This is a genomic window from Acinetobacter sp. WC-141 (assembly GCF_000313935.1).
Classification (GTDB): Bacteria; Pseudomonadota; Gammaproteobacteria; order Pseudomonadales; family Moraxellaceae; genus Acinetobacter.
Genome location: NZ_AMSS01000089.1, coordinates 45,213 through 69,662, shown reverse-complemented (window position 1 = coordinate 69,662; position 24,450 = coordinate 45,213). Strand labels below are relative to the sequence as shown.

Genomic DNA, 24,450 nt, shown 5'->3' with positions numbered 1-24,450 from the left:
TCTGTGTTTTAGTCTTTAGGATAATGAGCAATATATTGTTGTAGTCCTTTGAGCAAAAGATCTGTTTCTACGACTGGATCATATTTTTTCAAGAACTTAGCAAAAAGAGGAGCATCTCCACCTGTAAGGAGCAATTTTTTAGGAGATTGCTGCATGATGCTTTCAATTGTACTAATCAGGCCTAACAAAATACCGTGGTGTACTGCATCGACTGTGTTATTGCCTGGATTTAAATTATCAAAAGCTGAGTCTGGAATTTTAATGCCTTTTGTATTTTGAATAAGTGCATCGCGCTGTAAATAAAGATTTGGCAGAATATAACCACCTAAATGTTGTTTACCTTGCGTTAAATCAATCGTAAGCGCTGTTCCACATCCAATAATGCAATAGTTTTCATTAGCCTGAGCTACAGCGAGTACTTGTAGCCAACGGTCAATCCCGAGCTGACTTGGAACTTCATAGCCGCACTTTAACTCAGCATATTCAGCATGTACTTTGGCAAAAACAACAGGAATTTCAAGCCATTTTAAAATCTGCTGAATACGTTGGTTGTTTTCGGTATCAAGAACCGAAGAAATCCCAATGCGATGCAGTCCTTGATGTTTAAGGTGTTGAATTAAACCAAGTAGCAGATCGGCAGGGGACTGTAAATGTAGCTCGGCTGCATGTTCAATAATTTGCTGATTTTCAGTAATCCAATACTTTAAACGGGTGTTCCCGATATCAAGCCATAAACTTTTCATGGAAGAACACCTGTTTATTGATTCACTTGTGGTCTTAAGCGACCTTGATAAAACTGCTGAGGTTCAGGAGTTTCAAGAATTACTGCACCTTCATTGGAAATTCCTACGAAACGACCATGAACCAGTCCCTGACTATGTTCGAACTGCACCAGCTGATTAAGCCATGCAGCATGGTGATTAAAACGTCCAGCCAAGTTGTAGCAACCATGATCAAACCAACGAGCTGCATTTTGAATTGCAACATAAAGCTCTGAAATGAGTTCAAGACGACTCATTTGTTCTAGGCCTAAATCCTCTAGAGAGGTAATCGGTTGGTCACTATCAGTCACTGGCGGTGTTTTTAAATTAATGCCTACGCCCACAATAGCTTGATGCTGGGAAAGCGGTTCGACCAAAATTCCACCCCATTTTCCATGCGTACTATACAAATCATTTGGCCATTTCACTTGCAAATTCAGAGCTTGTAACTGCGGGATTTGCAAAATATTCAGAGCAACTTCAAGTGCTAAGCGACCATCTAAGGGTGTTCGAGTTTGCACCAATGTGCTTAAATAAATGTTTCCTTCAGGTGAAATCCATTGCCGTTGATGTTGACCTCGCCCTTGAGTTTGTTGAGCACTGCAAACCAAGCCCGTTGTAATGCCTTTTTGGGCAATTTCACGAATATCATCATTGGTCGAAGTTGTGGTTGCTTTTAATAAAACCACTTCTGGAAGCTGGTTTTTTGCGCTTAAAAGTTGTTGCAGTTGGCGAGTCTCTAAATCCATGTTGAATATGAGCAGAGTGGTAAAACATTTATGGAGTTAATCATATATTTACTCATTGGCGCAATTGCTGGTTTTACTGCCGGATTGTTTGGGGTAGGCGGTGGACTAATTATTGTACCAATCCTCTATGTCGTTTTTACCCAATTGCACTATGACCCAGCGGTAATCATGCATATTGCAGTTGGAACATCGCTTGCAACCATTATTGTGACGTCTTTTAGTTCTGTTTCGGCTCATCATAAAAAAGGTGCAGTACTTTGGCCTGTTTTTCGTAATTTAGCGCCTGGGTTAGTGATCGGCTCATTTTTAGGGGCAGGCATTGCCGATTTGATGTCTGGTCAGCATTTGCAACTTCTTATCGGCGTTTTTGCAGTTGTGATGGCCTATCGCATGTTTAAAGGGGCAAATGTGGTTGTTGACCCAACACGTCAGCTTCCTTCAACCCCTATGCAATTTATGGCGGGTGGTGGCATTGGTATTGCCTCTGCAATTTTTGGTATTGGAGGCGGTAGCTTAACTGTTCCGTATTTAAACCGTCATGGCGTCGTCATGCAAAAAGCAGTCGCGACTTCTGCTGCTTGTGGTTTACCCATTGCTATTGCGGGTGCAATTGGTTTTATGTGGTTCGGTGCGAAAGAACACATTTCTGTACCTAACACGATTGGTTATGTGCACATCTATGCGTTTATTGGCATTAGTGTCATGAGTTTTGTTACGGCAAAATTTGGAGCAAAAGTTGCCCATGCATTGTCACCGCAAATGTTAAAAAAATGCTTTGCCTGTTTATTAGTCGTGGTGGGGAGTTATTTTATTTATAAAGGGATTATGCACTAGAGACTAAAAATATAATCTTGATAAGACTACAATGTAAAAGCTTGAATTTTTAGAAATTCGAGCTTTTTTTATTAAATAATATAAGAGCATTTGAGAATTTTATTCATCCGATTTTGATGTTGTTTTTAAATGGGTTGGCTTAAAATGCAATAAAATTGTCAGACAATGACATAGTTTTTAATCGGTGTGATCAGTTAAAAACAAGGATGCGAAAGAAAAGCATGGATTAATGCATATAAAAAGTAGCGGGTGATTTATGAATCTCGAAGAGACAGAAAGTCTTTCTGAGCAAATTGTCAAATATATTAGCGAACAGATCATTAGTGGTGAGCTGGTTGAAGGCGAGCGTATTCAAGAATTACGTATTGCCAAAGAGCTTGATGTAAGCCGGGGGTCAGTTCGTGAAGCATTGTTATTATTAGAGCGTACTCATTTAATTGAGATATTTCCACGCCGCGGGGCAATTGTTTCAGAAATGTCTGCACAGCAGGTTAAAGCACTGTTTGACACAAACGTGATGTTATTGGGGCATATCGTTCAACGCATCAGTGAAACATGGCGCGCACATGAAGCAGATCAATTGCAGCTATTGTTGGAACAACTTCTTGAGCATGTAAAAGCAGGAGATATCGAAAAATTTTATGATGGTGTTTTTCAATATCTCGCTGAACAGCAAGATATGGTGGGTAATCCCTACCTAATGAAGTTTTATAAAGAGTTACTACCTTCACTACGTCGCAGTTATTTTTTGACCTTAAATACCTCTAAGCGGGAACTACAAGAAGCATTTGCATTATTTAAACTCGTGACTGATGCAATTTTGATCCGAAAATCACAACAAGCCGCTTTATTTATGGAAGATTTTTGTCGACACTTACGTAACCTTGTGTTGGAATCGCTGACACGAATGAAACAGATTGAATTGGCCTGGGCAAGACGCTCACGCCGCTAGTTAGGGCATTATGCGTTTAAGCAGTTTAAAACTTTCCGGCTTTAAATCTTTTGCAGATAGTACAACTTTAAATTTTAAGGCTAACCGCACAGCAGTGGTTGGTCCAAATGGTTGTGGCAAATCAAATGTAATTGATGCCATTCGTTGGGTGATGGGGGAGTCAAATGCTCGTCAGCTACGTGGTGGTAGCATGCAAGATGTTATTTTCACAGGAACTTCCAAGCGTAAGCCAGTGGGCGTGGCGAGTGTTGAGCTACGTTTTGATAATACCTATGGCAAGTTAGGTGGATCATATAATGCTTATAATGAGTTAGCGGTTCGTCGTCAGGTTACTCGTGAAGGGAAGTCCGAATATTTCTTAAATGGCACACGCTGCCGCCGTCGTGATATCACCGATATTTTCTTGGGAACAGGATTAGGGCCGCGTTCTTATGCAGTGATTGAACAAGGCATGATTAACCGTCTGGTTGATGCCAAGCCTGAAGAAATGCGTATCTTTATTGAAGAGGCCGCAGGTGTTTCTCGCTATCAAGCTCGTCGACGTGAAACTTTGCAACATCTTGAACATACTGAGCAAAATCTTTCACGCTTAGAAGATATTGCCCTCGAGTTAAAATCACAGCTGAAGACGCTTAAACGTCAATCAGAAGCAGCGGTTCAATATAAAACACTGGAAAGCCAGATTCGGACCCTAAAAATTGAAATTTTGTCTTTTCAGGCAGATAAAAGCGTACGCTTACAAGAAGAATATACTGTTCAAATGAATGAACTGGGTGAAACTTTTAAATTGGTTCGCTCAGAGTTAAGTACGATTGAACATGATTTAGAAGCAACCAGTGCTTTATTTCAGCGCCTCATTCAGCAATCTTCACCGTTACAACAAGAATGGCAACAAGCTGAGAAAAAACTATCTGAACTGAAAATGACTCTGGAACAAAAACAGAGTTTATACCAGCAAAATAGTATGACTCTCGTTCAGTTAGAACAGCAAAAATTCCAAACTAAAGAACGTTTACAACTTTCTGAATTGCAACTTGAAACACTCAATAATCAGTTAGATGAACAAACTGAAGCATTAACTGCAATTGAGCATATTGCAACAGAAGCTGAGCAAAACTTTGGTGATTTACAAGCCCAGCAAAAACAAGCACAACAACAGTTTGAACAAGTAAAAGCTCAGGTTGAAAAGCAACAGCAGCAAAAAATGCAGATGTCTGCCCAAATTGAGCAGTTGGGCAAAAATGTTTTAAGAATTGAGCAGCAAAAAGAAACGTTGCAACATCAAGCAAGCCAAATTCAATCGCATGTTCATGAAGATGAGCAGGGTGAGCTTGAACAACTACAGCAGCAGCTTTGTCATGAAATCACGACGTTAGAGGCTGAAATTGAGCAACAATTGCTACGTGTAGAGCAATCTCAACAGCAACATCAGTCAAGTAAAAATCAACAACAAACCCTGAAAACAGAAATACAGGTTTTATTATCAGAGCAGAAAAACTTAAGCCAACTTGTTGCTAAGCAAAGCCCAAAGCAACATCAAGATGCACTACGTTTAATGCAGGCTCTACAGTTAACAGAGCAAGGTAAACCATATGCGCAGATTGTTGAGAAGTTTTTAGCGAAATGGTTACAAGCACATATTCTTGAGACCGAACAAACTTTTCAAGAAGGAGTTGCTCGCCAGCTAAAACCTTCCGGGCAAACAAGTCAAATTAAAGGCAATTTAGCTTGTTTAAATGATTGGATTGCATCGCCACAGCTATCAATCTTTTCGAATGTAGCGATTGCACAAGATTTGACTACTGCTTTAAATGAGCAAAACCAACTGCAACATGGTCAGTCTATTTTGACTTTAGATGGCTATCATGTTGGACAGGATTGGGTCATTGCTCTTATGTATGATGACGAGAGTCAAAGTGCACAAGGTATGCTGAGCCATCGCATTCGTCTAGATGAAATCGAACAAGCTCTTGAAAAGCAGCAACCTGAATTACAAGCATTAGATCAAATTCTAGTTCAGCAAAAAGATGAACTAGGGCAGTTGCAGTCTGATGTGCAACAGAAACAGCAAGTTGTTAAACAAAAACAAAAAGACTTACAACAGCTTGATGTGCAAATTGCTAAACAGCAAACCGCAGCACAAGCATTTTTACTGCAAAAACAGCAATTGAAAGATCAGTTAGCTCAGTTAGACATGCAGCTTGAAGAAGATGCAATGCAAAAAGATGATCTGGAGATTGATTTACATACACTAGCAATCAAGCTTGAAACCATTTTACCTGACTATAAAACTTTGCAATTTCGGGTAGAAGAGTTAACAGAGCAGCTAGAAGAACAGCAACAAGGTTTGCATCAGCAACAACAAGAACGTGAAATTTTACGTCGTAATAGCACGCAAACGACTCAACAAATTGAGTTGCTTGAAAAAGATATTTCATTCTTGCAGAGTCAATATCAGCAAATTAATGCTCAAATGGAACAGGCGAAAAAATTTGTTGATCCTATTCAGTTAGAGTTACCAAATCTTGAGTCGGAATTTCAGCAGCAATTTGCCCAAACTGAAAAGTTGCAAAAGAACTGGAATGAATGGCAGCTCGAATTAAATAGTGTGCAGGAAAAACAACAAACCTTGACTGATCAGCGTCATCAATATCAACAAAAAGATGAGCAACTCAGAGAACAACTTGAAGAAAAACGTTTGGCATGGCAAGCAGCTAAGTCAGACCGTGAACATTACCAAGAACAGCTTAAAGAGCTAAATGCCGAGTTCCAAAAAGGCTTACAAATCGATTTAACCGAGCACCAGCAAAAACTGGAAAAAGTACAGAAACAGTTTGAAAAAATCGGTGCAGTGAACCTTGCGGCTTCACAAGAGTTTGAAGAGGTTTCTCAGCGTTTTGATGAGTTGAGTCACCAGATCCAAGATTTGGAAAATACGGTAACTCAACTAAAAGATGCGATGAAAAGCATTGATCAGGAAACCCGTAAGTTGTTTATGACAACCTTTGATCAGATTAATCAAGAGTTGCAAAATCTGTTTCCAAAGGTCTTTAATGGTGGTGAAGCAAGTTTAAGTCTTGAAGATGACTGGCAATCTGGTGTTAAACTGATGGCAAGACCACCGGGTAAGAAAAATAGTTCTCTAGCATTACTTTCCGGTGGAGAAAAGGCTTTAACAGCGTTAGCATTAGTATTTGCGATTTTTAGATTAAATCCGGCACCGTTTTGTGTATTGGATGAAGTGGACGCACCACTTGATGATGCGAATGTTCAGAGATATTGTAATTTGGTAAAAGAGCTTTCTGAACATGTACAATTCATTTACATTACACATAATAAGCTGGCGATGACCATGGCAACTGATTTGTTGGGTGTGACCATGCCTGAACCGGGTACATCAAAATTAGTCACTGTCGATTTAGAACAGGCAAAAGAATACGGGTTAGTTTCGGAGTCATAGAATGGAAATCAATACGATTATTGGCATCGTTGTCGCCATTATTATTATGCTAATTGGCTTAAAAATGATTTTAAAAAAGTCAAACCATGCCGAACCCTCATTAGACAGTGATTTGCATATTAATCCTGATAGTAATCAACCGGTTATACCTAGGCATGTACGTGATCAGCTTGAACAAGCTGAAGCTGAACGCGCAACGGCAACTAGCGCAGAGCGAGTTGAACCAACTTTAAATGAACCAGCACAGTCACAAGTCAGTGAAACAAAACCAACAGAAACTCTGGCTGTAGAACCTGCTAAAGCAATTCCAGTCGAACCAACACAACCATTTGTTGAAAATTCTTCGGTTGAAATTAAAGCTGAAGAAACTGTAAAAAGCTTTACCATTAATACAGATAGTTCAGTTGAGTTAGCTGATACGGTTTCTATTAAATCAGAAGCTGAAGCTTTATCAGAAGAAAACTTGAAATCTGAAAGTGAAAAAACTGAGCCTGAGTTGAGTTTAAACCCAAATATTGAAACTGCCGAAATTGCTGAATTTGAAGGCGAGAGTAATATTCTGGATGTACATTTACATGAACAGCAACGCTATGATGATGAAAGTGCATTAGCGATGGCTGAACAGATTATTGCGTTAAATGTCTATCCGAACCCGCGTCGTGCATTGTCTGGTGATAAAGCCCTTAAAGTATTGTTAAAATACGGTTTACGTTATGGCGAAATGTCATGTTTCCATCGTTATGAAAATACGGATGAGCCGAGTGTACTGATGTTCTCTGTGTTACGTATGACAGACAATGGACCAGCTGGGTTTGATCTTGAAACTCTATCTACTGAACAAGTTCAAGGGTTGGCATTTTTCCTTGCGCTTCCAAACAGTAAAGCCGTGACTGGTTTTGACATGATGGCGAGTATTGCAGGTTTAATTGCTCGTGAAATCGATGGCAAAGTTTATGATGAGAATAATCTTGAATTTACACCACAGTTAAAAGAGCACTGGCGTCATCATGTGATTGATTATCGTCCGGCACAGGCGACTGCCTAGTTTTAATTTTTTACGTTCGTTGCGATAATTGCAACATATCTAGTCGCAGCTCAGGGTGGAGAAATTTCCACCCTTTTTTATGGTGAATAACATAATGGCAACAACTTCCGTGATCGAACAGATGCGTCAGCTTATTCAACTGATTGCAAAGCATAACCATGCCTACTATGTCATGGATCAGCCGACAATCTCGGACAGTGAATATGATCATTTATTTCACCAGTTAAAAGCTTTAGAAGAGCAATATCCTGAACAGGTTCAATCAGATTCGCCCACTACAAAAGTAGGTGGACAAGCACTCTCTAAATTTCAAAGTGTAACCCATGTGGTTCCTATGCTTTCGTTGGGGAATGTTTTTAATCAGGAAGACTTGTTTGCATTTGCTCGTCGTGTTGAAGAGCGTTTGCCCAATCAAAAAGTACAATATGAAGTAGAACTAAAACTTGATGGTCTTGCGATTTCCCTTTGGTATGAAAACGGTGTGTTAGTACGTGGTATTACACGTGGTGACGGAGAAACCGGAGAAGACATTACCCAAAACGTTAAAACGATTCGCAACTTGCCTAAAGTGTTGCATTCAGATCATTTTGAAATTCCACGTCTGCTTGAAGTACGTGGTGAAGTGCTTATGCCAAAATCTGGCTTTGAGAAACTCAATGCCGATCAGGAAGCAAAAGGGGATAAAACTTTCGCAAACCCTCGTAATGCAGCAGCGGGTAGTTTAAGACAGCTTGATCCGAATATTGCTGCTGGCAGACCTTTAGCTTTTTATGCGTATGGTATCGCTCAATGTGAACCAAATCATGGCCTATCGACGATGCATGATAGCCTACAATGGCTAACCCAACTTGGATTTGAAATTGCTGAACGTCAATATCTATGTAATTCAATTCAAGAAGTACAGCAGCGCTATGAGCAAATTCAAAAAGAGCGTCCCGATTTACAAGTTGAAATTGATGGGATGGTTGTAAAGGTTGATGACTTAAAACAGCAACAGCAACTCGGTTTTTTAAGTCGTGAGCCACGTTGGGCGACTGCCTATAAATTCCCTGCACAAGCGGCATTAACTACGGTTGATCAGATTGATTGGCAGGTGGGGCGTACAGGTACTTTGACTCCTGTAGCGCGTTTAAATCCTGTATTTGTGGGAGGCGTGACGGTTTCTAATGTAACTTTACACAACATTGGTGAAATCCATCGTCTTGATGTACGTGTGGGAGACACTGTTAGTGTGTATCGTACGGGTGATGTTATTCCTAAAGTAGAAAAAGTCTGGCCGGAATTCCGTTCACCTGAGGCTGAAATTGTACATTTACCTGAAAGCTGTCCTGTTTGTGCCTCACCAGTTGTAATGCCTGAAGGAGAAGCTTTAGCGCGTTGTTCTGGTGGTCTTTACTGTGCTGCGCAGCGTATTGAAGCCATTCGTCACTTCGTATCACGTAAAGCTCTCGATATTGAAGGTCTGGGCGACCGCTGGGTAGAGTCCTTATTACACCTCGATTTACTCAAAGATGTTGCCGATATCTATCACTTACATGAGCACCGAGAAACTTTACTTGGCATTGAGAAAATGGGCGAGAAGTCAGTTCAAAATCTGATTGATGCCATCGAAGCGAGTAAAAAGACAACACTTGCACGTTTTATTTATGCTTTAGGAATTCGTGGGGTAGGCGAAACTACTGCCAGAATGTTAGCCAATACTTTCCAAACTTTAGAAGCACTTAAAGCTGCTGATGTTGAGGCTCTAAAGAAAACACCAGATGTAGGCGATATTACCGCAGAATGGATTGCTGACTTTTTCTTAGCGCCACATAACATTGAAGTGCTTGATCGCTTAATTGCAGCAGGCATTCATTGGGATGCACCAACTGCACCAACACGTCAGCCATTAAATGGCGAGAGTTGGGTTTTAACAGGCACATTAGAGCAAATGACCCGTGATCAAGCGACCCAGATGCTACAAGCATTAGGCGCACGTGTCAGTGGTAGTGTATCGAGTAAAACTAAATGTGTTGTTGCAGGTGAAAAGGCTGGTTCGAAATTAGAAAAAGCAGCAAAACTTGGTATTGCAGTGATGAATGAGACTGATTTCTTATCACTTATGGCGAGCTACGGGCAGACTTTAAGCGAATAGGTCCACCGAAATAAGAACCATTGATTTTAGTTACAAAATAATAAATTGATGGTTTGTGTCATATTTTAACGCTTGTCTGAGACTATAAATCGGACAAGCGTTTCTTTTTGCAGGGGAAATTTAATTACTTGAACTGCAAATGCGTATGTTTCTCATTTTAATTTGATAAAAATCATAAACTTAACTATTTTTTACTTTGCAATCATTTTTAAGATTGCCCATAATAGTTCTCATACGATAGGAGATTTATTATGCGTGGCAATCCAGAAGTCATAGACTATTTAAATATGCTCATTGGCGGAGAATTGGCTGCCCGTGATCAATATCTAATCCATTCTCGTATGTATGAAGATTGGGGCTTAAATAAAATTTATGAGCGTATTGATCATGAGATGCAAGAAGAAGCTTCTCATGCTGATGCGATCATTCGCCGTGTATTGTTTTTAGGTGCTAAGCCAAACATGCACCGTGAAGATATCAATGTTGGTACAGACGTTGTAACTTGTTTAAAAGCAGATTTGGCGCTTGAATATCATGTTCGTGAAAAGTTAGCGACAGGTATCAAACTTTGTGAAGAGAAGGGCGATTACATTAGCCGTGATATGTTACGCCAACAATTGTCAGATACTGAAGAAGACCATACATACTGGTTAGAAAAGCAATTACGTTTAATTGAGTTAATTGGCTTGCAAAACTATATTCAATCTCAAATTTAATAAAATGACCCAGCTTAAGCTGGGTTTTTTATGGACTCATTTTAATAAAATCAACTCATCGCTTAAATGTTAATTTTGTCAAATTGAACATATTCAAAGCCTTACTATATAAGGCTTTGGCAGTTACAAAAAAGTCAGAAAAATTGTATCACACCCCCTGTTTTTTTTATGAAATTGGATATAATTTCGCCAACAAAACCCTTGCCTAGAAATTAAATGAGGCAAGGGTTTTTCTATGGAAAATCGGTTGGTATGGATCGCCAATGATTTTATGGTGAGCTCGCGAAAATATGTTATTTACCAAACCTGCTGTTTTAGATACAGCTACTCTCTTAAGCACTCAGCGTCTTGCAACACGCCTCAGCTTTTTTAGCTTGGGCTTTGCTATATCTGCTTGGGCACCACTTATTCCTTATGTACAGCAACGCTTAAACCTCAATCACGCTGATTTTGGTTTGCTTTTGCTTTGTATGGGTATTGGCTCAATGATAGCGATGCCTACGACTGGTGCTTTAGTCAAGCGTTGGGGATGTCGGCCATTAATTGGGGTGGCATTGATGCTGTTAATAGTGTTATTACCTAGCCTCACGATGTGGAGCAGCATTGTAATGATGGCTGTAGCATTATTTGTGTTTGGGTCGGCAGCAGGCTGTCTTGGGGTAGCTATAAATTTACAGGCAGTAGTCGTTGAAAAACATAGCCTGCGAGCTCTCATGTCTAGCTTCCATGGAATGTGTAGTCTTGGTGGCTTAACTGGTGCCATGCTGGTGACTGCATTATTGGCAATTGGACTTTCTCCATTAATGAGTACTTTGTCTGTTGTCATGATTTTGCTTGTGATCGGTGGAATTGCGATTCCTCCTTGTTTAACGTCTTTTGAACAGGATGAAAAACCACATCAAGATACAACTCAAGCACCAAAAAAACTTTATCGACCTAATGGCATTATTCTACTTATTGGCATGATGTGTTTTATTGCCTTTTTATCGGAAGGTGCGGCAATGGATTGGGGTGGTATTTATTTAACAAGTAAGTATCAGCTTAATCCAGCCTTTGCGGGTCTGGCTTATACCTTTTTTGCTTTAAGCATGACGACTGGACGTTTTACCGGTCACCTCTTACTAAAGCAATGGGGTGAAAAAAATGTCGTAACTTATAGTGCGATTGGTGCAGCAATTGGTATGGTTGTTATTGTGACTGCACCCGTATGGGAAGTGGTGGTATTAGGCTATGCACTTTTAGGATTAGGCTGTTCTAATATTGTGCCCGTGATGTTTTCTCGTGTGGGTCGACAAAACGATATGCCTAAAGCAGCAGCACTTTCTTTAGTTTCAACGATTGCCTACACGGGTTCATTAAGCGGGCCAGCTTTAATTGGTTTAATTGGTGAATGGGCTGGTTTAAGTACAGTTTTAACAGGCGTAGCGGTATTACTATTTATTATTGCTTTACTTAATCGTTTTACACTTGGAAAAACGAATTAATTTATTAAGGTTAGAAATAATCTAAAGAGCATCGAGAAGTTTAATTTCTCGATGCTCTTTTTTTTAGATTTATAAAACCTGATAAATAGATTGATAATTATCTTGTAATAAACGCTGAGATTTCATTAGCAAAGTTGGTGTTTTTTCCAAATCATCTAAGAAATCGTTTCGCCAATGGGTAAGATCAGATGTTGATAAACCCTCTATCAATTGTTGATAACGATTAATACGCTCAGCTTTAGACATTTCTAAAGCCATTTTTAAAGTATCAATCATGGCTGCTCTATCTTGCGGGTCAACAATCAGGGCCTGAGTCATCTGCTCGGCAGCACCAGCATATTTAGATAGAATAAGTACACCAGGATTCTCTGGATTTTGAGCTGCAATATATTCTTTAGCGACTAGATTCATACCATCACGTAGTGAACTAATCCAACAAATATCAGAGTGACGATAAATATGCATGAGATGATTGTGCTGAACTGGGTCATAGCAACAATCTACCGGTCTCCAATCTTCATGTGCAAATTCTTCATTAATCAATTCCAACTTGGTTTTAAAACGTTGATATAAACGTTGATACGCTGCAATATCCGTACGTGACGGTGTCGCAACTTGCAAATGTCGAACTAAACCATGATATTCGGGATTGGTTTCTAAGAAGGTGGCAAATGCATTAAAACGCTCAAGTAAACCTTTTGAATAATCAATCCGGTCTACCCCAATAATCGTTTTTTGACGAGGTATGTCTTCAAAATTAAACACGCAAGGGCTTGGGGCATCTTGTTGGGCTTGTTTTTGAATAATTTCTGGTTGAACGCCAATAGGGTACGATTTAATAAGTATTTGACGTTTTTTATAGCTAATACTGTCGCGGTGAATTTTCTGAGCTTCGAGTAAACTTAAACATGTTTGCATACACGCATTTTGATCAATCTGGGTTTGCAAGCCAATCACGTCATACTGGCTCAAGTCTTGAATTAACTCTCGAGCTACAGGAATTTTGTGCCAGATATTCAGACTAGCAAAAGGAATATGGAGAAAGAAACCAATTTTATTTTGCATGCCTAATTCACGGCAGTAACGGGCAACACTAAAAAAGTGATAATCGTGTACCCAAATGAGATCTTCAGGCTGAGCAAGCTGTTTTAACTTTTCAGCAAATAATCGATTGACCTTTTGATAGGTACTATATTCTTGGGCATCATATTCAATAAGATCTTCTCGGGCATGCATTGCTGGCCACAGAACCTTGTTGGCAAAACCACAATAATATTGCGCATATTGCTGATGAGTGAGAGGGCAGGTAATGTAGTCAATACCCTGAGAATAAGCCTGTTCAAATTCTGGTGCTTCGCTATCGGTAATCTGCTGGCCATTCCAGCCTAACCAAATACCATTGCTATCATTCAAAGCATCTTGTACAGCTACAGCAAGACCACCAGCTGAAGCTTTACCTGAAGGCATACTTATTCGATTTGATAATACGATTAATTTAGACATATTTTTTCTCCATTCTGATTTTGACTATTTTTGACATATAAGCTTTTTATTTTGTTTTGAAATAAAAAAAGAAAATTAGCGACGTTATCGATATCTTTTAATCTATATTTGGCTTGTGTTTCACCAGAACCCACTTTAATAGTGAGACCAGACTGCTGATTAATAAAAATAAAACCAGATTCATCTGTTAAATCATCTCCTATAAAAATAGGGAATACTGAAGGTAAATTAAGATGATTTAATATGGTTTGAATTGCTTTGCCCTTATCGGCTTGGTTTGGAATTAATTCAACAACAAACTTGCCTTTATTTGTTTTTAATTGGGGATAATCAGTTTTGATTTTTTGCATAATATGAATAGCGTGACTTTCTAAGTTGGGGTTTTCACGATAATGTAAAGCAATAGAATATTCTTTATCCTCAATTAGTAATTCAGGATATTTTTCACAAGATTTTATAATATCTTGTTTTAATTTTTTAAAATTAATCTGACTTAAATCTGGTCGAATATAATGATCTGAACCAAAATAAATATCTAAACCATGCAACCCAGCAATAGGAACTTCAATAGGATACAGTAGCTTACTAGCTGTCACTACATTACGGCCTGTAACAGCAATAACAGGTATATTTAATTTAATTATTTCTTTTATAGTTTCTAATGTAGTGTTTGGAATAAAACTCTGCTCAGGATTAATCTGAAATGGAGCTAGAGTTCCATCAATATCCAAAAATAAACAGTAGTTTTTATCTAAAGGTAAAGTATTTATAATATCATTGGGTGTAACAAAATATGTATCTTTTTCTCTCCCATCAGATATTATACTTTGACTGTTCATATTAGCCTGCCCAATATTTTTTGATCAATAATTAATCTTCTAACATTAAAATGAATTGATGAGTCATTTTTTTTAATAAAAAAACATAAGTATTAACATTAATTACATTGCATAATGGATTTATAGGCGAAGTGTGGAGTATGTTGTTTTTTGATTGGCTTCAATGTTTAGTTAATTAAATTTTTGTATGTTTCCTATTAATAATGCAGGTCTTATTTATCAATATATTTCAGAATATTAAATGCTCATAAACACTTGATTTTAATCTGTGGAATTTAGTTTTTAGATTGATTTTAAAAGATATTTTAAATTAATATTTATATATAAACTGTAAAAAACTGGCTTTGGACAAGCATATGAAGTTACAAAATAAAATTTTATTGATTACAGGTTGGGGTGTAGGAATTGAACCTTTGCAATCATTAAAATTGCATTTGCAACAGAAGGGTTGTGAAGTACAACTTACTAATATATTTGACATTTTGAATAATAGTGTCCAGAAACAGCTTCATTTATTAAATGATATTGATACTGTAATTGGATGGTCTTTAGGCGGGCAGTTAGCAACTCAATTAGTTGATTCTTTTTATAAGAGCACAGGCCTAACTAAAACTTTAATTACGCTCGCTTCGAATCCATGTTTTGTTGCTAATAGCACGTGGCAAACTGCAATGCCTGCTGATGTATTTGATCTATTTAAGCAATCCTTTTTGCAAAATCCCGAAGCGACCTTAAAACGCTTTTTTTATTTAATCACTCAAGGGTCAGCTCAAGCTAAACAAGATTGGCTAAATATGCAAAATATAGCAAACCCTCCTCCTTATGAGTTGTTATTACAAGGGTTAGAAATGTTAGAGCATTTAAACTTGGTAGAGAACTTAAAAAATTACTCTGGGCCACAGCTTCATTTATTTGCTGAACAAGATGGCGTCATTCCTTGCAAAATTGTAGAAAATTTTGAATATATCGCTACAGAAAAGATGAGATATAAATTACTAAATGACGCTACTCATGCTTTTCCCTACCTTCAAGTTGAACGAACAATTGAAGAAATCTGCCAATTTTTAACAATTCATCAGCAAAGTTAATAAGCTTTGATTGATATCGCAATTTTCTTTCATTCTTAACTGGTTTAACATGTGTTCAATGAAAGATTTGAACGCTGTAAAAGGGTAAATAGGATGACCGATAATTTTGATTTGGAACATATTTGGCATCCTTATACTTCAATGACCCAACCTTTACCGACATTTAAAGTTAAACGTGCGTATGGCGCGACTATTGAGTTAGATGATGGTAGGACTTTAATTGATGGTATGTCATCTTGGTGGTGTGCGATTCACGGTTATAACCACCCTGAACTCAATCAAGCAGTGACAGACCAATTACAAAACATGTCCCATATCATGTTTGGTGGGTTAACCCATGACCCTGCCATTGAGTTAGGTAAAATTCTCTTAAAAATTACGCCGCCAACTCTCGATAAAATTTTCTATGCAGACTCAGGTTCTGTTGCAGTAGAAGTTGCATTAAAAATGGCTGTGCAATTTTGGACAGCACAAGGTCAACCGCAAAAAACAAATTTTATTACAACGCGTTCTGGTTATCATGGAGATACATGGAATGCGATGTCTGTTTGTGATCCAGTCACAGGCATGCATCAGATTTTTGGTACAAGTTTACCAAACCGCATTTTTGTTGCACCACCTCAGACCAAATTTCATGAAGATTGGAATCCAGAAGATATTGCAGAGTTAGAAAATGCAATTCAGAAAAATCATCAAAATTTAGCTGCACTGATTATTGAACCGATTGTACAAGGTGCAGGGGGCATGCGCTTTTATCATCCTGAATATTTACGTCAGGCCAAAGTGCTTTGTGAACAATATAACCTGCTTTTAATTTTCGATGAAATTGCCACTGGTTTTGGCCGTACTGGTAAGCTTTTTGCGTGGGAACATGCACAAGTTGAGCCAGACATTATGTGCATAGGTAAAGGGTTAACAGGCGGCTATATGACTTTGTCTGCTACCTTAACCACAAAGAAAGTTGCAGAAACCATTAGTCGAGGTGAGGCTGGCGTCTTTATGCATGGCCCAACCTTTATGGCTAATCCATTGGCTTGTGCAGTTGCTTTAAAAAGTACTCAATTGCTAATTGAGCAAGATTGGCAAGCCAATATTGAGCGAATTGAGCAACAACTTACTCAATATTTAACACCGCTCAATCAGCTAGATTATGTTGCTGATGTGAGAGTCCTTGGTGCAATAGGTGTAGTTGAACTCACCTTTAATGTCGATATGAAAACTTTACAGAAACAGTTTGTCGATCGTGGAATCTGGATTCGTCCTTTTGGCAAGCTAGTGTATGTGATGCCTCCCTATGTAATCACGCATCAAGAGTTAAGCAATTTGCTTGAAGAGCTGGTTGAAGTTGTTAAAACGATGCAAGGAGTGCATTAAAATGTCATTGCTTGATCATTTTGCTACTCAATTGGATGAGTTAAAACAACAAGGTAACTTGAGACAATTTACTCAAAATGTGCAGCAGGACCGTTTTATTACGATTCAAAATAAAACGATGCTTAATCTGGCTTCAAACGATTATCTTGGCCTAGCTGCGGATGTAAAACTTCGTGAAGAATTTTTAGAAAGTTTTCCAGTGGAGCGTAGCTATTTTAGTTCTTCATCGTCACGTTTATTAACAGGTAATTTTGAAGAATATGAACAATTAGAAAATAGCCTAAGCCAAGCATTTGGTGGTCGGGCGGCACTATTATTTAATAGTGGCTACCACATGAATATTGGTATTTTGCCAGCTGTTGCCGACAGTAAAACTTTAATTTTGGCTGATAAGCTAGTTCATGCGAGCATGATCGACGGTATACGTTTATCTGGTGCTCAATATGTACGTTATCGTCATAACGATTTACAGCACTTAGAACAACTTCTGCAAAAATATCACGATGATGACAAGATTGAACGAATCATTGTAGTGACTGAAAGTATTTTTAGTATGGATGGGGATGAAACGGATTTAGCCGCTTTAGTCCAGCTCAAAAAACGTTTTGCTAAAACTATGTTGTATGTCGATGAAGCACATTCAATCGGTGTGCGTGGTCAGCAAGGTCTGGGATGTGCTGAACAATATAATGTCATTCAAGATATTGATTTTTTAGTTGGTACATTAGGTAAAGCATTGGCAGCAGTCGGTGGTTACATTATTTGCCATCCAATTATTAAAGACTATCTCATTAATAAAATGCGCCCGCTTATTTTTAGTACTGCACAACCGCCGATTGTTATGGCTTGGGCAAATTTTATATTCCAAAAAGTATTACAAGCTCAACCGCAACGTGAGCACTTAAAAAATATCAGCCGATATCTTCAACACGCTGTTGTACAAAAGGGTTATGTGAGCCCATCAACCAGTCATATTATTCCAATTATTGTGGGAGAGAGTCAGGCTGCTATCGATAAGGCAAAACAAGTGCAGGAAAACGGTTTTTATGCCATGCCTGTGCGCCCACCAACTGTCCCTCAAAATAGTTCTCGTTTGCGTATTTCTTTAACGTCTATGGTGCAGCAACATGAACTTGAAGAATTGGTGAGTTTTCTGTGAGTTTGAATAAAAACTTGGTTGCCCAGCGTTTTGCTAAAGCAGGGCAAAGCTATTCAGAACATGCAATTGTTCAAAAACAAATTTGCCAAAATTTAACACGGTTACTCCAGCAGTTTTGCCCGACTACGATGTCACGTGTTTTTGAAATTGGTTGTGGTTCTGGCAATTTAACTCATCTTATTGCTGCTTCTTTTCAAATTGAAGAATTGATATTAAATGACCTATATGCAGATGTGCAGCAGCATTTCACTCATCAAGAACATTTGAAATGGTTGATTGGTGATATTGAAACTTTACCGTTTCCATATCAGCTCGATATGATTGTTTCAGGTTCGGCTTTGCAATGGATGCAGGATTTACCGCGTTTGCTTGAGCGCTGTAATGAGTCTTTAGTTGATCGAGGCTGGTTATGTTTTTCAACTTTTGGACCAAAAAATTTAATCGAGATTAAAGAATTAACAGGTCAAGGTTTAAGTTATTGGTCTATTGAAAATTGGCATAGTGCCTTAACTCAGGCTGGTTTTGAGATTCTGCATTTGTCTGAGTCAGAAGCCCAGCTTTATTTCGATTCACCTAAAGCCGTATTGCAGCATTTAAAAGCAACAGGTGTGACTGCAACAGCACGTCATCGTTGGAACAAGCAGACTTTACAGCAGTTTTATCAAGATTATGAGCAGTTTAAGCATGCTGAGGGATATTCCTTAACATATCATCCAATCTATTGTATTGTCCGGAGAATTAAGTAAATGAGTGGTCAGATCTATTTTGTTAGCGGGATTGATACCGACATTGGTAAAACCTACGCTACAGGCGTTTTAGCAAAATTATGGACTGAGCAGGGTAAAAAAGTGATCACCCAAAAACTCATTCAAACGGGTAATGTTGATATTTCTGAAGATATTGAAAAGCATCGTGAAATTATGGGGCAGGGATGGTTTCAAGAAGATCATGATAAGCTCACCATGCCGGAAATTTTTAGTTATCCTGCTTCGCCTCATCTGGCAACCCGCCTCGATAACCGAGAAATTGACTTTCAAAAAATTGAAAATGCAACTCAAACATTAGCTGAGCGTTTTGAGATTGTTTTACTCGAAGGTGCTGGCGGGTTAATGGTGCCATTAACTACAAGTTTACTTACCATTGATTATATTGCTCAGCACCAGTTCCCCGTTATTTTAGTGACATCGGGACGATTAGGAAGTATTAACCATACTTTACTTAGTCTTGAAGCCCTCAAGTCTCGCGGGCTGAAATTGCAAGCCTTGGTATATAACTTAAAAGATGAGTCAAAAGATCCATTAATTTCTCAAGATACTTCAGATTATTTAAAAGATTATTTAGCAACTTATTTCCCTGAAGCTGAATGGATTGAGCTAGAAAAAATGGATTAATTTAAAATAGGCTATAAAAAAACCGCTCTTATAAGAGCGGTTTTTTTACATATTATTAAATATTTTAGAATTTCTTAGAACCACGGTTAAAACCAGTCGATTTACGTTGGTTACCCGTGTTAACAGGCGCTTCTTTTTCATCATCACGACGTTGTTGACGTAAGTAACCGCCACGACGAGCTGCCATTGGTTTTTCGGTCATACGGTCAGTACGACGTTTTGCCATACCAAATAAACCAGTACCTTGACGTGGTTTTAACTCAACAGATTTTGCTAGATTATCGATGTCAGTTTTATCGAGTTCCATCCAGCGGCCAGTACGTAATTCGCGTGGTAAAATAACTGTACCGTAGCGCGTACGCAATAAGCGACTTACTTTAAGTTCTTGTGATTCAAAAATACGACGAACCTCACGGTTACGACCTTCTTTCACCACTACTTGGTACCAGCGGTTAATACCTTCACCACCAATTTCCGAGAAAGACTCAAATTTAGCTGGGCCATCTTCAAGCTCTACGCCATTTATCATGTTTTGGCGTATTTTAGGAGTTACTTCACCCATCACTCGAACAGCATATTCACGTTCGATTTCATTTGATGGATGCATTAAACGGTTAGCAAGCTCACCATCATTTGTAAACAGTAATAAACCAGTACTGTTAATATCTAGACGACCTACCATAACCCAGCGGTCATTTGCAATTTGTGGTAAATGATCAAATACGGTTGGGCGTTTTTCAGGATCATTACGTGAACAGATTTCACCCTCAGGCTTATAGTAAATCAATACACGGCGACGAATCTCGTCTTCAATCTGAAACTGAACTTTACGGCCATCAATACGTAATTCATCGCCTGGTTCGATGCGCTCACCCACTTGGGCAACACGGCCGTTTACACTCACGCGTCCTGCGGCAATAACCTCTTCCATATATCGGCGGGAACCTAATCCGATTCGCGCTAATACTTTTTGCAATTTTTCACTCATGACAGCACAACCTTAGACATAATGATCAACAGTCCACCTCTTTATGATTTCGGTGCATTTGCATCGAGAGCCATAAAGGCTTCCTTGGCGTTCTGTAGGGGAGGCAATTGGCCTAGCGAAGCTAGACCAAAAGCATTCAGAAACTGAGGCGTTGTAATTAGCAACGCAGGTCTTCCGGGTAAATCTCTAAAACCAGCTTCTTTAATCCAGTTCCAGTCAAATAGTGTTCTAAGAATCTGACTATTATTAGACACACCACGAATTTGTTCAATATCAGCGCGGGTAACCGGTTGATGATAGGCAATAACGGCCAGTGTTTCCAGTAAAGAAGGCGACAGTTTTGTTGGTCGCTCTGGCCAAATTTGCGCAATAATACTACGATATTTAGATCTTACCTGAAAGCGAAACCCTTGCGCTGTTTCAATCAATTCAATAGATCTACCATGTTGTAATAGCGCGAGCTGTTGCAAAAGTTGACGAAGCTGTTGTTTATTATATTGATTATTAAATGCTTCTTTTAAACGGGCAATTGAAACGGGTGCTTCACTGGCAAAAATAATTGCTTCAAGTTGTAATAAAACTTCGTGATGAATGTCAGCTAATGATAAATCCGTATTATTTTGTTCAAAACTCATATTGCAGATCCTTGAATTGCTAAAGGAGCTTCAATACCAGAGGCAATAATTTTAACTCTTTGTTGTCGGGTTAATTCTAAAACAGCCATAAATGTAACAACCATTCCCATGCGACCTTGCAGAGGATTGAGTAATTCTTTAAAACTTAACACGTCACCAGACTCTAATTTCTCTTCAATATATGCAATGCGTTCTTCGAGTAATACAGGTTCTTGAGCCACGACATGAGTCACAGGTTCTGGACGGTTAAATACACAGAACAATGCATCATGTAATGCTGAGATATCATAGCCCTCATAAATAGGAGCGATATGACCTAAGCTTACATTGGCACTGAATGTATCACGCTCAAGAATTGGCATTTGACCTAAACGCTCAGCCGCTTGCTTAATACGTAAATAGGTTTCAAGTCGATCAATAAGTTCCTGTTTAGGATCTTTTTCAATACTTATAGTGGTGGGCTTTGGTAAAAGTAGGCGAGACTTTAAATCAGCTAATAAAGCTGCCATCACCATATAATCAGCTGTTAGCTCAATATTTAAGGACTTCATACTATCCATATAGGTTAAATATTGAGTTGCTATAGGAGCAATATCGACTTGAATTAAATCAAAACCGTTTTTTTGAATCAGATAAATTAAAAAATCTAGTGGACCTTCAAACTGTTCGAGCAAAATCTCAAATGCAGCTGGAGGTATATAGAGATCTTCAGGAATCTTGTCATGCCACTCATCTAAAACACGGATGTGTGGAGCGTCTTCCATGGATTGATGAAGTGATTGATTCATTACGATTATAAGCCACGCGAATTTTCAAAAGCATGAGACTTGTTATTCAAGTCAAAGAGAGCTGTAAATAGAAGAACAGCAGATAGTGGAAATCATTCTAAATGAATTGTGTCTTTTAATAAATTACTTAACGACTAAAGTGTAAAAAAAATCCAAAATAAATAAAGAGTATTTTTTTAAGTGATAATACTTTTTTTAAAACTATTGGTAAAAATGTAAGTGCTTATTCAAAAGCACTTACATCGCCAATGCCACGACGGATAATTTCAGGATGTTCACCCGATAAGTCGACAATACTTGTGCTTGTTAAAGTACCAAAACCACCGTCAATGAATACATCAATTCGTTTATCTAACTGATTTTCTATGTCATATGGGTCATCTAGAGGGTCTTCTTGACCTGGTAAAATTAATGTACTGGTGAGTAAGGGTTCACCAAGTTCTTTTAATAAAGCCTGACAAATTGGGTTACTTGGAATACGTAAGCCAATGGTTTTCTTTTTAGGATGCATTAACCTACGCGGAACTTCACTGGTGGCAGGTAAAATAAAAGTCGTAATGGCTGGGGTATTTGCTTTTAATAAACGATAAGTTGCATTATCAACTTTTGCATAAGTTGCAATATCAGATAAATCACAGCACATAATTGCATATTGGTGCTTCGGCCCTAAACCGCGAATCTGTGCAATACGTTCCATAGCATTTTTATTACCGATCTGACAGCCAATTGCGTAGGCAGCATCGGTAGGGTAAACCACAACATCTCCCGCACGAATGCGTTCAACCGCTTGGCTAATGAGGCGTTGCTGTGGATTTTCAGGATGTACATGTAAATGCATCATATTTTAGATACTCCATCACGCCAGTTTTAAAATAATTATTAGGCTTTTTAAATAACCTATGCAAGTAGTTAACGTGGTTTTATTGTCAATTAATCAAGGAGTTCACGTTTAAATTCATTTAATTGTAACGGTGTACCCGAACGTGTACATTGGCAAATCAAACCAATAAATGCTGCTGCATCGCGTGGCAACTTGGCTTCGCCTGAAAAGTAACGTTGTACTTGAGCATAAACATTATCTTTAAATATTTTGCCATCTCCGCTATCACCTGTCAGGTTATCCAGAGAGACTCTAAATTTTCTACCAAAAGACTGTGCAAACAACCATTCAATAGCCTGCGGCTTAATTTCTACTTGTTCAAATAGATTTTGCTGTTCTTGAGTACGGCCATCCGGAGCATACCAATATCCAAGATCAGGCAGTAGGCGACGTTTTTCACCCGCAATCGACCAATGACTGATTTCATGCAAGGCGCTGTTCAAAAAACCATGGGCGAATTGGATTCTAGCCGGACCCTGATTTGTTGCCGGGAAATATTCTGGTTCAAAATCTCCACGAACTAATGTCACATTATGGTGGGAAAACCAGTGATTAAAGTGTAAAATAAGCCAATCGACTTGCTCAGACTCCGATTTTGAGCTTGACCATGGTGAGAGTTGCACTATGTCAGGTACAAGAGAGTTCTGATGAGTTGAATGGGTGCAAACGAGTAATGAAGTGTTAACTTCAGGTTGCGGCTGCAACAGGTGCATTGCTTAATTTACCCCGAGTTCTGTCTAAAGAAGTGCAAAATTGTATCTTAATCTTTGACAGAGTACCGATGAATTTGTAGAATTGCCGCCTTAATTATGTCAGCAAATACCTTTCCGGCACAGATTGAGCCGTTTAAATGGGCTGAACAAGGCTTTACATGGTCAGGTCAACTGCCCTTGTCTCGCTTTGCTCGTATCGCTCGTGAAGCTGTTGGATCAATTGATAATCAATTGATTAACATAGACTGTAAGCTATCAATGGATGCATATCATCGCATTGTGTGGATGGATGGTCATATGGACACGATAGTTCCAATGGAGTGCCAACGTTGTTTGGAACCTGTTGAAATGCCTCTTGTCTTGGACTTTCATATTGCATTAATGGATGATGAGTCACTGATAGAGCGCTTGGATGAGGATGCTGATTTCATCGTTTTAGGTGAAAGTGAGTCTTCGACGAAAGGCGATTATGATACGCCCGCCTCGATTAACTTGCTCGCATTACTAGAAGATGAACTGTTATTGTTGGTGCCTTTATCTCCCAAGCATGATGCTTGTGAAAATAAACATCAACCTACCATTCAAAATGTTGTTGAAGAAAAACGGGATAATCCGTTTGATGTTTTGGCAGGTTTGAAGGGTAAACTTAACTCATAATTTGTGATATAATTGTGAGATAAGACAACTGAATTTGTTCTGATCCATTTTTTCGATCTTTGTAAGGAGCCATCATGGCCGTTCAGCAAAACCGTAAAAGTCGCTCTCGCCGTGACATGCGCCGTTCACATGACGCTTTAACCGAGAATGCATTAACAGTAGACCAAGCAACTGGTGAAACTCATCGTCGTCACCACGTGACTAAAGACGGTTTCTACCGTGGTCGTCAATTATTCGCTAAAGCAGCTGATGCTGAATAATTGTATGATATGCATTAAGCGTGATGCTTAAGTATAGAAA

Annotated in this window: 23 protein-coding genes; 14 read left to right on the top strand and 9 right to left on the bottom strand. The window is 38.7% G+C overall.

All coding sequences use genetic code 11. The features are described 5' to 3' along the window. Nucleotides 1-8 precede the first annotated feature (8 nt). Nucleotides 9-743: a pantothenate kinase gene (locus ACINWC141_RS18720; RefSeq protein ID WP_009393946.1), complete on the bottom strand. Its 735-nt coding sequence runs from the start codon at nt 741-743 to the stop codon at nt 9-11. Nucleotides 744-757: 14 nt separating this feature from the next. Beyond that, entirely contained in the window at nt 758-1,510 is a 753-nt protein-coding gene (locus ACINWC141_RS18715) for a biotin--[acetyl-CoA-carboxylase] ligase (RefSeq protein ID WP_009393886.1), read from the bottom strand. Between the two features lie 30 nt (nt 1,511-1,540). On the opposite strand from ACINWC141_RS18715, the gene ACINWC141_RS18710 reads away from it, so the two are divergent. The 7 genes from ACINWC141_RS18710 (at nt 1,541) to ACINWC141_RS18680 (ending at nt 12,135) form a co-directional block, all read left to right on the top strand. Further along, nucleotides 1,541-2,344 (top strand): sulfite exporter TauE/SafE family protein, encoded by an 804-nt coding sequence (locus ACINWC141_RS18710; protein WP_004794252.1) that lies wholly within the window; start codon nt 1,541-1,543, stop codon nt 2,342-2,344. A 256-nt stretch (nt 2,345-2,600) separates the two neighbouring features. Then, nucleotides 2,601-3,296, top strand: coding sequence for a GntR family transcriptional regulator (locus ACINWC141_RS18705; RefSeq protein ID WP_004794249.1), 696 nt, complete (start codon nt 2,601-2,603; stop codon nt 3,294-3,296). A 10-nt stretch (nt 3,297-3,306) separates the two neighbouring features. Then, nucleotides 3,307-6,756 (top strand): chromosome segregation protein SMC, encoded by a 3,450-nt coding sequence (smc, locus tag ACINWC141_RS18700; protein ID WP_009393743.1) that lies wholly within the window; start codon nt 3,307-3,309, stop codon nt 6,754-6,756. A gap of 1 nt (nt 6,757) precedes the next feature. After that, the gene (locus ACINWC141_RS18695; RefSeq protein ID WP_009393961.1) at nt 6,758-7,801 is read left to right on the top strand and encodes a cell division protein ZipA C-terminal FtsZ-binding domain-containing protein; all 1,044 of its coding nucleotides are present in this window, start codon (nt 6,758-6,760) and stop codon (nt 7,799-7,801) included. Nucleotides 7,802-7,895: 94 nt separating this feature from the next. Then, on the top strand, nt 7,896-9,935 hold the full coding sequence (gene ligA / locus ACINWC141_RS18690; protein ID WP_009393927.1) for an NAD-dependent DNA ligase LigA: 2,040 nt from the start codon (nt 7,896-7,898) through the stop codon (nt 9,933-9,935). 251 nt (nt 9,936-10,186) lie between these two features. Then, a complete protein-coding gene (gene ftn, locus ACINWC141_RS18685) occupies nt 10,187-10,651 on the top strand; it encodes a heteropolymeric bacterioferritin subunit Ftn (protein ID WP_004794241.1) in 465 nt (154 codons plus the stop codon). A gap of 290 nt (nt 10,652-10,941) precedes the next feature. Continuing rightward, nucleotides 10,942-12,135, top strand: coding sequence for an MFS transporter (locus ACINWC141_RS18680; protein WP_009393964.1), 1,194 nt, complete (start codon nt 10,942-10,944; stop codon nt 12,133-12,135). Nucleotides 12,136-12,204: 69 nt separating this feature from the next. Here ACINWC141_RS18680 and ACINWC141_RS18675 read toward each other — a convergent pair whose 3' ends face one another. Beyond that, complete coding sequence (locus tag ACINWC141_RS18675; RefSeq protein ID WP_009393862.1) at nt 12,205-13,638, bottom strand: alpha,alpha-trehalose-phosphate synthase (UDP-forming); 1,434 nt, start codon at nt 13,636-13,638, stop codon at nt 12,205-12,207. Continuing rightward, on the bottom strand, nt 13,626-14,477 hold the full coding sequence (gene otsB / locus ACINWC141_RS18670) for a trehalose-phosphatase (protein WP_009393809.1): 852 nt from the start codon (nt 14,475-14,477) through the stop codon (nt 13,626-13,628). Before otsB ends, ACINWC141_RS18675 begins: the two co-directional genes overlap by 13 nt. Nucleotides 14,478-14,833: 356 nt before the next feature. On the opposite strand from otsB, the gene ACINWC141_RS18665 reads away from it, so the two are divergent. The 5 genes from ACINWC141_RS18665 (at nt 14,834) to bioD (ending at nt 19,489) form a co-directional block, all read left to right on the top strand. Next, entirely contained in the window at nt 14,834-15,565 is a 732-nt protein-coding gene (locus tag ACINWC141_RS18665; RefSeq protein ID WP_009393962.1) for an alpha/beta hydrolase family protein, read from the top strand. Between the two features lie 93 nt (nt 15,566-15,658). Next, nucleotides 15,659-16,939, top strand: a complete 1,281-nt coding sequence (bioA, locus tag ACINWC141_RS18660) for an adenosylmethionine--8-amino-7-oxononanoate transaminase (RefSeq protein ID WP_009393948.1) — start codon at nt 15,659-15,661, stop codon at nt 16,937-16,939. Between the two features lies 1 nt (nt 16,940). Next, complete coding sequence (locus tag ACINWC141_RS18655) at nt 16,941-18,098, top strand: 8-amino-7-oxononanoate synthase (RefSeq protein ID WP_009393795.1); 1,158 nt, start codon at nt 16,941-16,943, stop codon at nt 18,096-18,098. Further along, nucleotides 18,095-18,844 (top strand): malonyl-ACP O-methyltransferase BioC, encoded by a 750-nt coding sequence (bioC, locus tag ACINWC141_RS18650; protein ID WP_009393970.1) that lies wholly within the window; start codon nt 18,095-18,097, stop codon nt 18,842-18,844. Before ACINWC141_RS18655 ends, bioC begins: the two co-directional genes overlap by 4 nt. Then, a complete protein-coding gene (gene bioD / locus ACINWC141_RS18645) occupies nt 18,845-19,489 on the top strand; it encodes a dethiobiotin synthase (RefSeq protein WP_009393819.1) in 645 nt (214 codons plus the stop codon). Nucleotides 19,490-19,553: 64 nt separating this feature from the next. On the opposite strand, the gene rluB is transcribed toward bioD, so the two are convergent. The 5 genes from rluB to ACINWC141_RS18620 all read right to left on the bottom strand — a co-directional run bounded on the left by rluB (nt 19,554) and on the right by ACINWC141_RS18620 (nt 23,493). After that, nucleotides 19,554-20,477 carry a 23S rRNA pseudouridine(2605) synthase RluB gene (gene rluB / locus ACINWC141_RS18640; protein WP_009393918.1) on the bottom strand — a complete coding sequence of 308 codons (924 nt, stop codon included), beginning with the start codon at nt 20,475-20,477 and terminating at the stop codon, nt 19,554-19,556. A gap of 41 nt (nt 20,478-20,518) precedes the next feature. Next, nucleotides 20,519-21,112 carry an SMC-Scp complex subunit ScpB gene (gene scpB / locus ACINWC141_RS18635; protein WP_004794223.1) on the bottom strand — a complete coding sequence of 198 codons (594 nt, stop codon included), beginning with the start codon at nt 21,110-21,112 and terminating at the stop codon, nt 20,519-20,521. Next, on the bottom strand, nt 21,109-21,900 hold the full coding sequence (locus ACINWC141_RS18630; protein WP_009393917.1) for a segregation and condensation protein A: 792 nt from the start codon (nt 21,898-21,900) through the stop codon (nt 21,109-21,111). Before ACINWC141_RS18630 ends, scpB begins: the two co-directional genes overlap by 4 nt. Nucleotides 21,901-22,123: 223 nt before the next feature. Next, nucleotides 22,124-22,741, bottom strand: a complete 618-nt coding sequence (locus ACINWC141_RS18625) for an L-threonylcarbamoyladenylate synthase (protein ID WP_003653356.1) — start codon at nt 22,739-22,741, stop codon at nt 22,124-22,126. Nucleotides 22,742-22,830: 89 nt separating this feature from the next. After that, nucleotides 22,831-23,493: an elongation factor P hydroxylase gene (locus ACINWC141_RS18620; RefSeq protein WP_009393859.1), complete on the bottom strand. Its 663-nt coding sequence runs from the start codon at nt 23,491-23,493 to the stop codon at nt 22,831-22,833. A gap of 96 nt (nt 23,494-23,589) precedes the next feature. On the opposite strand from ACINWC141_RS18620, the gene ACINWC141_RS18615 reads away from it, so the two are divergent. After that, complete coding sequence (locus ACINWC141_RS18615; protein ID WP_009393966.1) at nt 23,590-24,150, top strand: YceD family protein; 561 nt, start codon at nt 23,590-23,592, stop codon at nt 24,148-24,150. A gap of 74 nt (nt 24,151-24,224) precedes the next feature. Continuing rightward, nucleotides 24,225-24,410, top strand: a complete 186-nt coding sequence (gene rpmF / locus ACINWC141_RS18610; RefSeq protein ID WP_000290730.1) for a 50S ribosomal protein L32 — start codon at nt 24,225-24,227, stop codon at nt 24,408-24,410. Nucleotides 24,411-24,450: the final 40 nt, after the last annotated feature.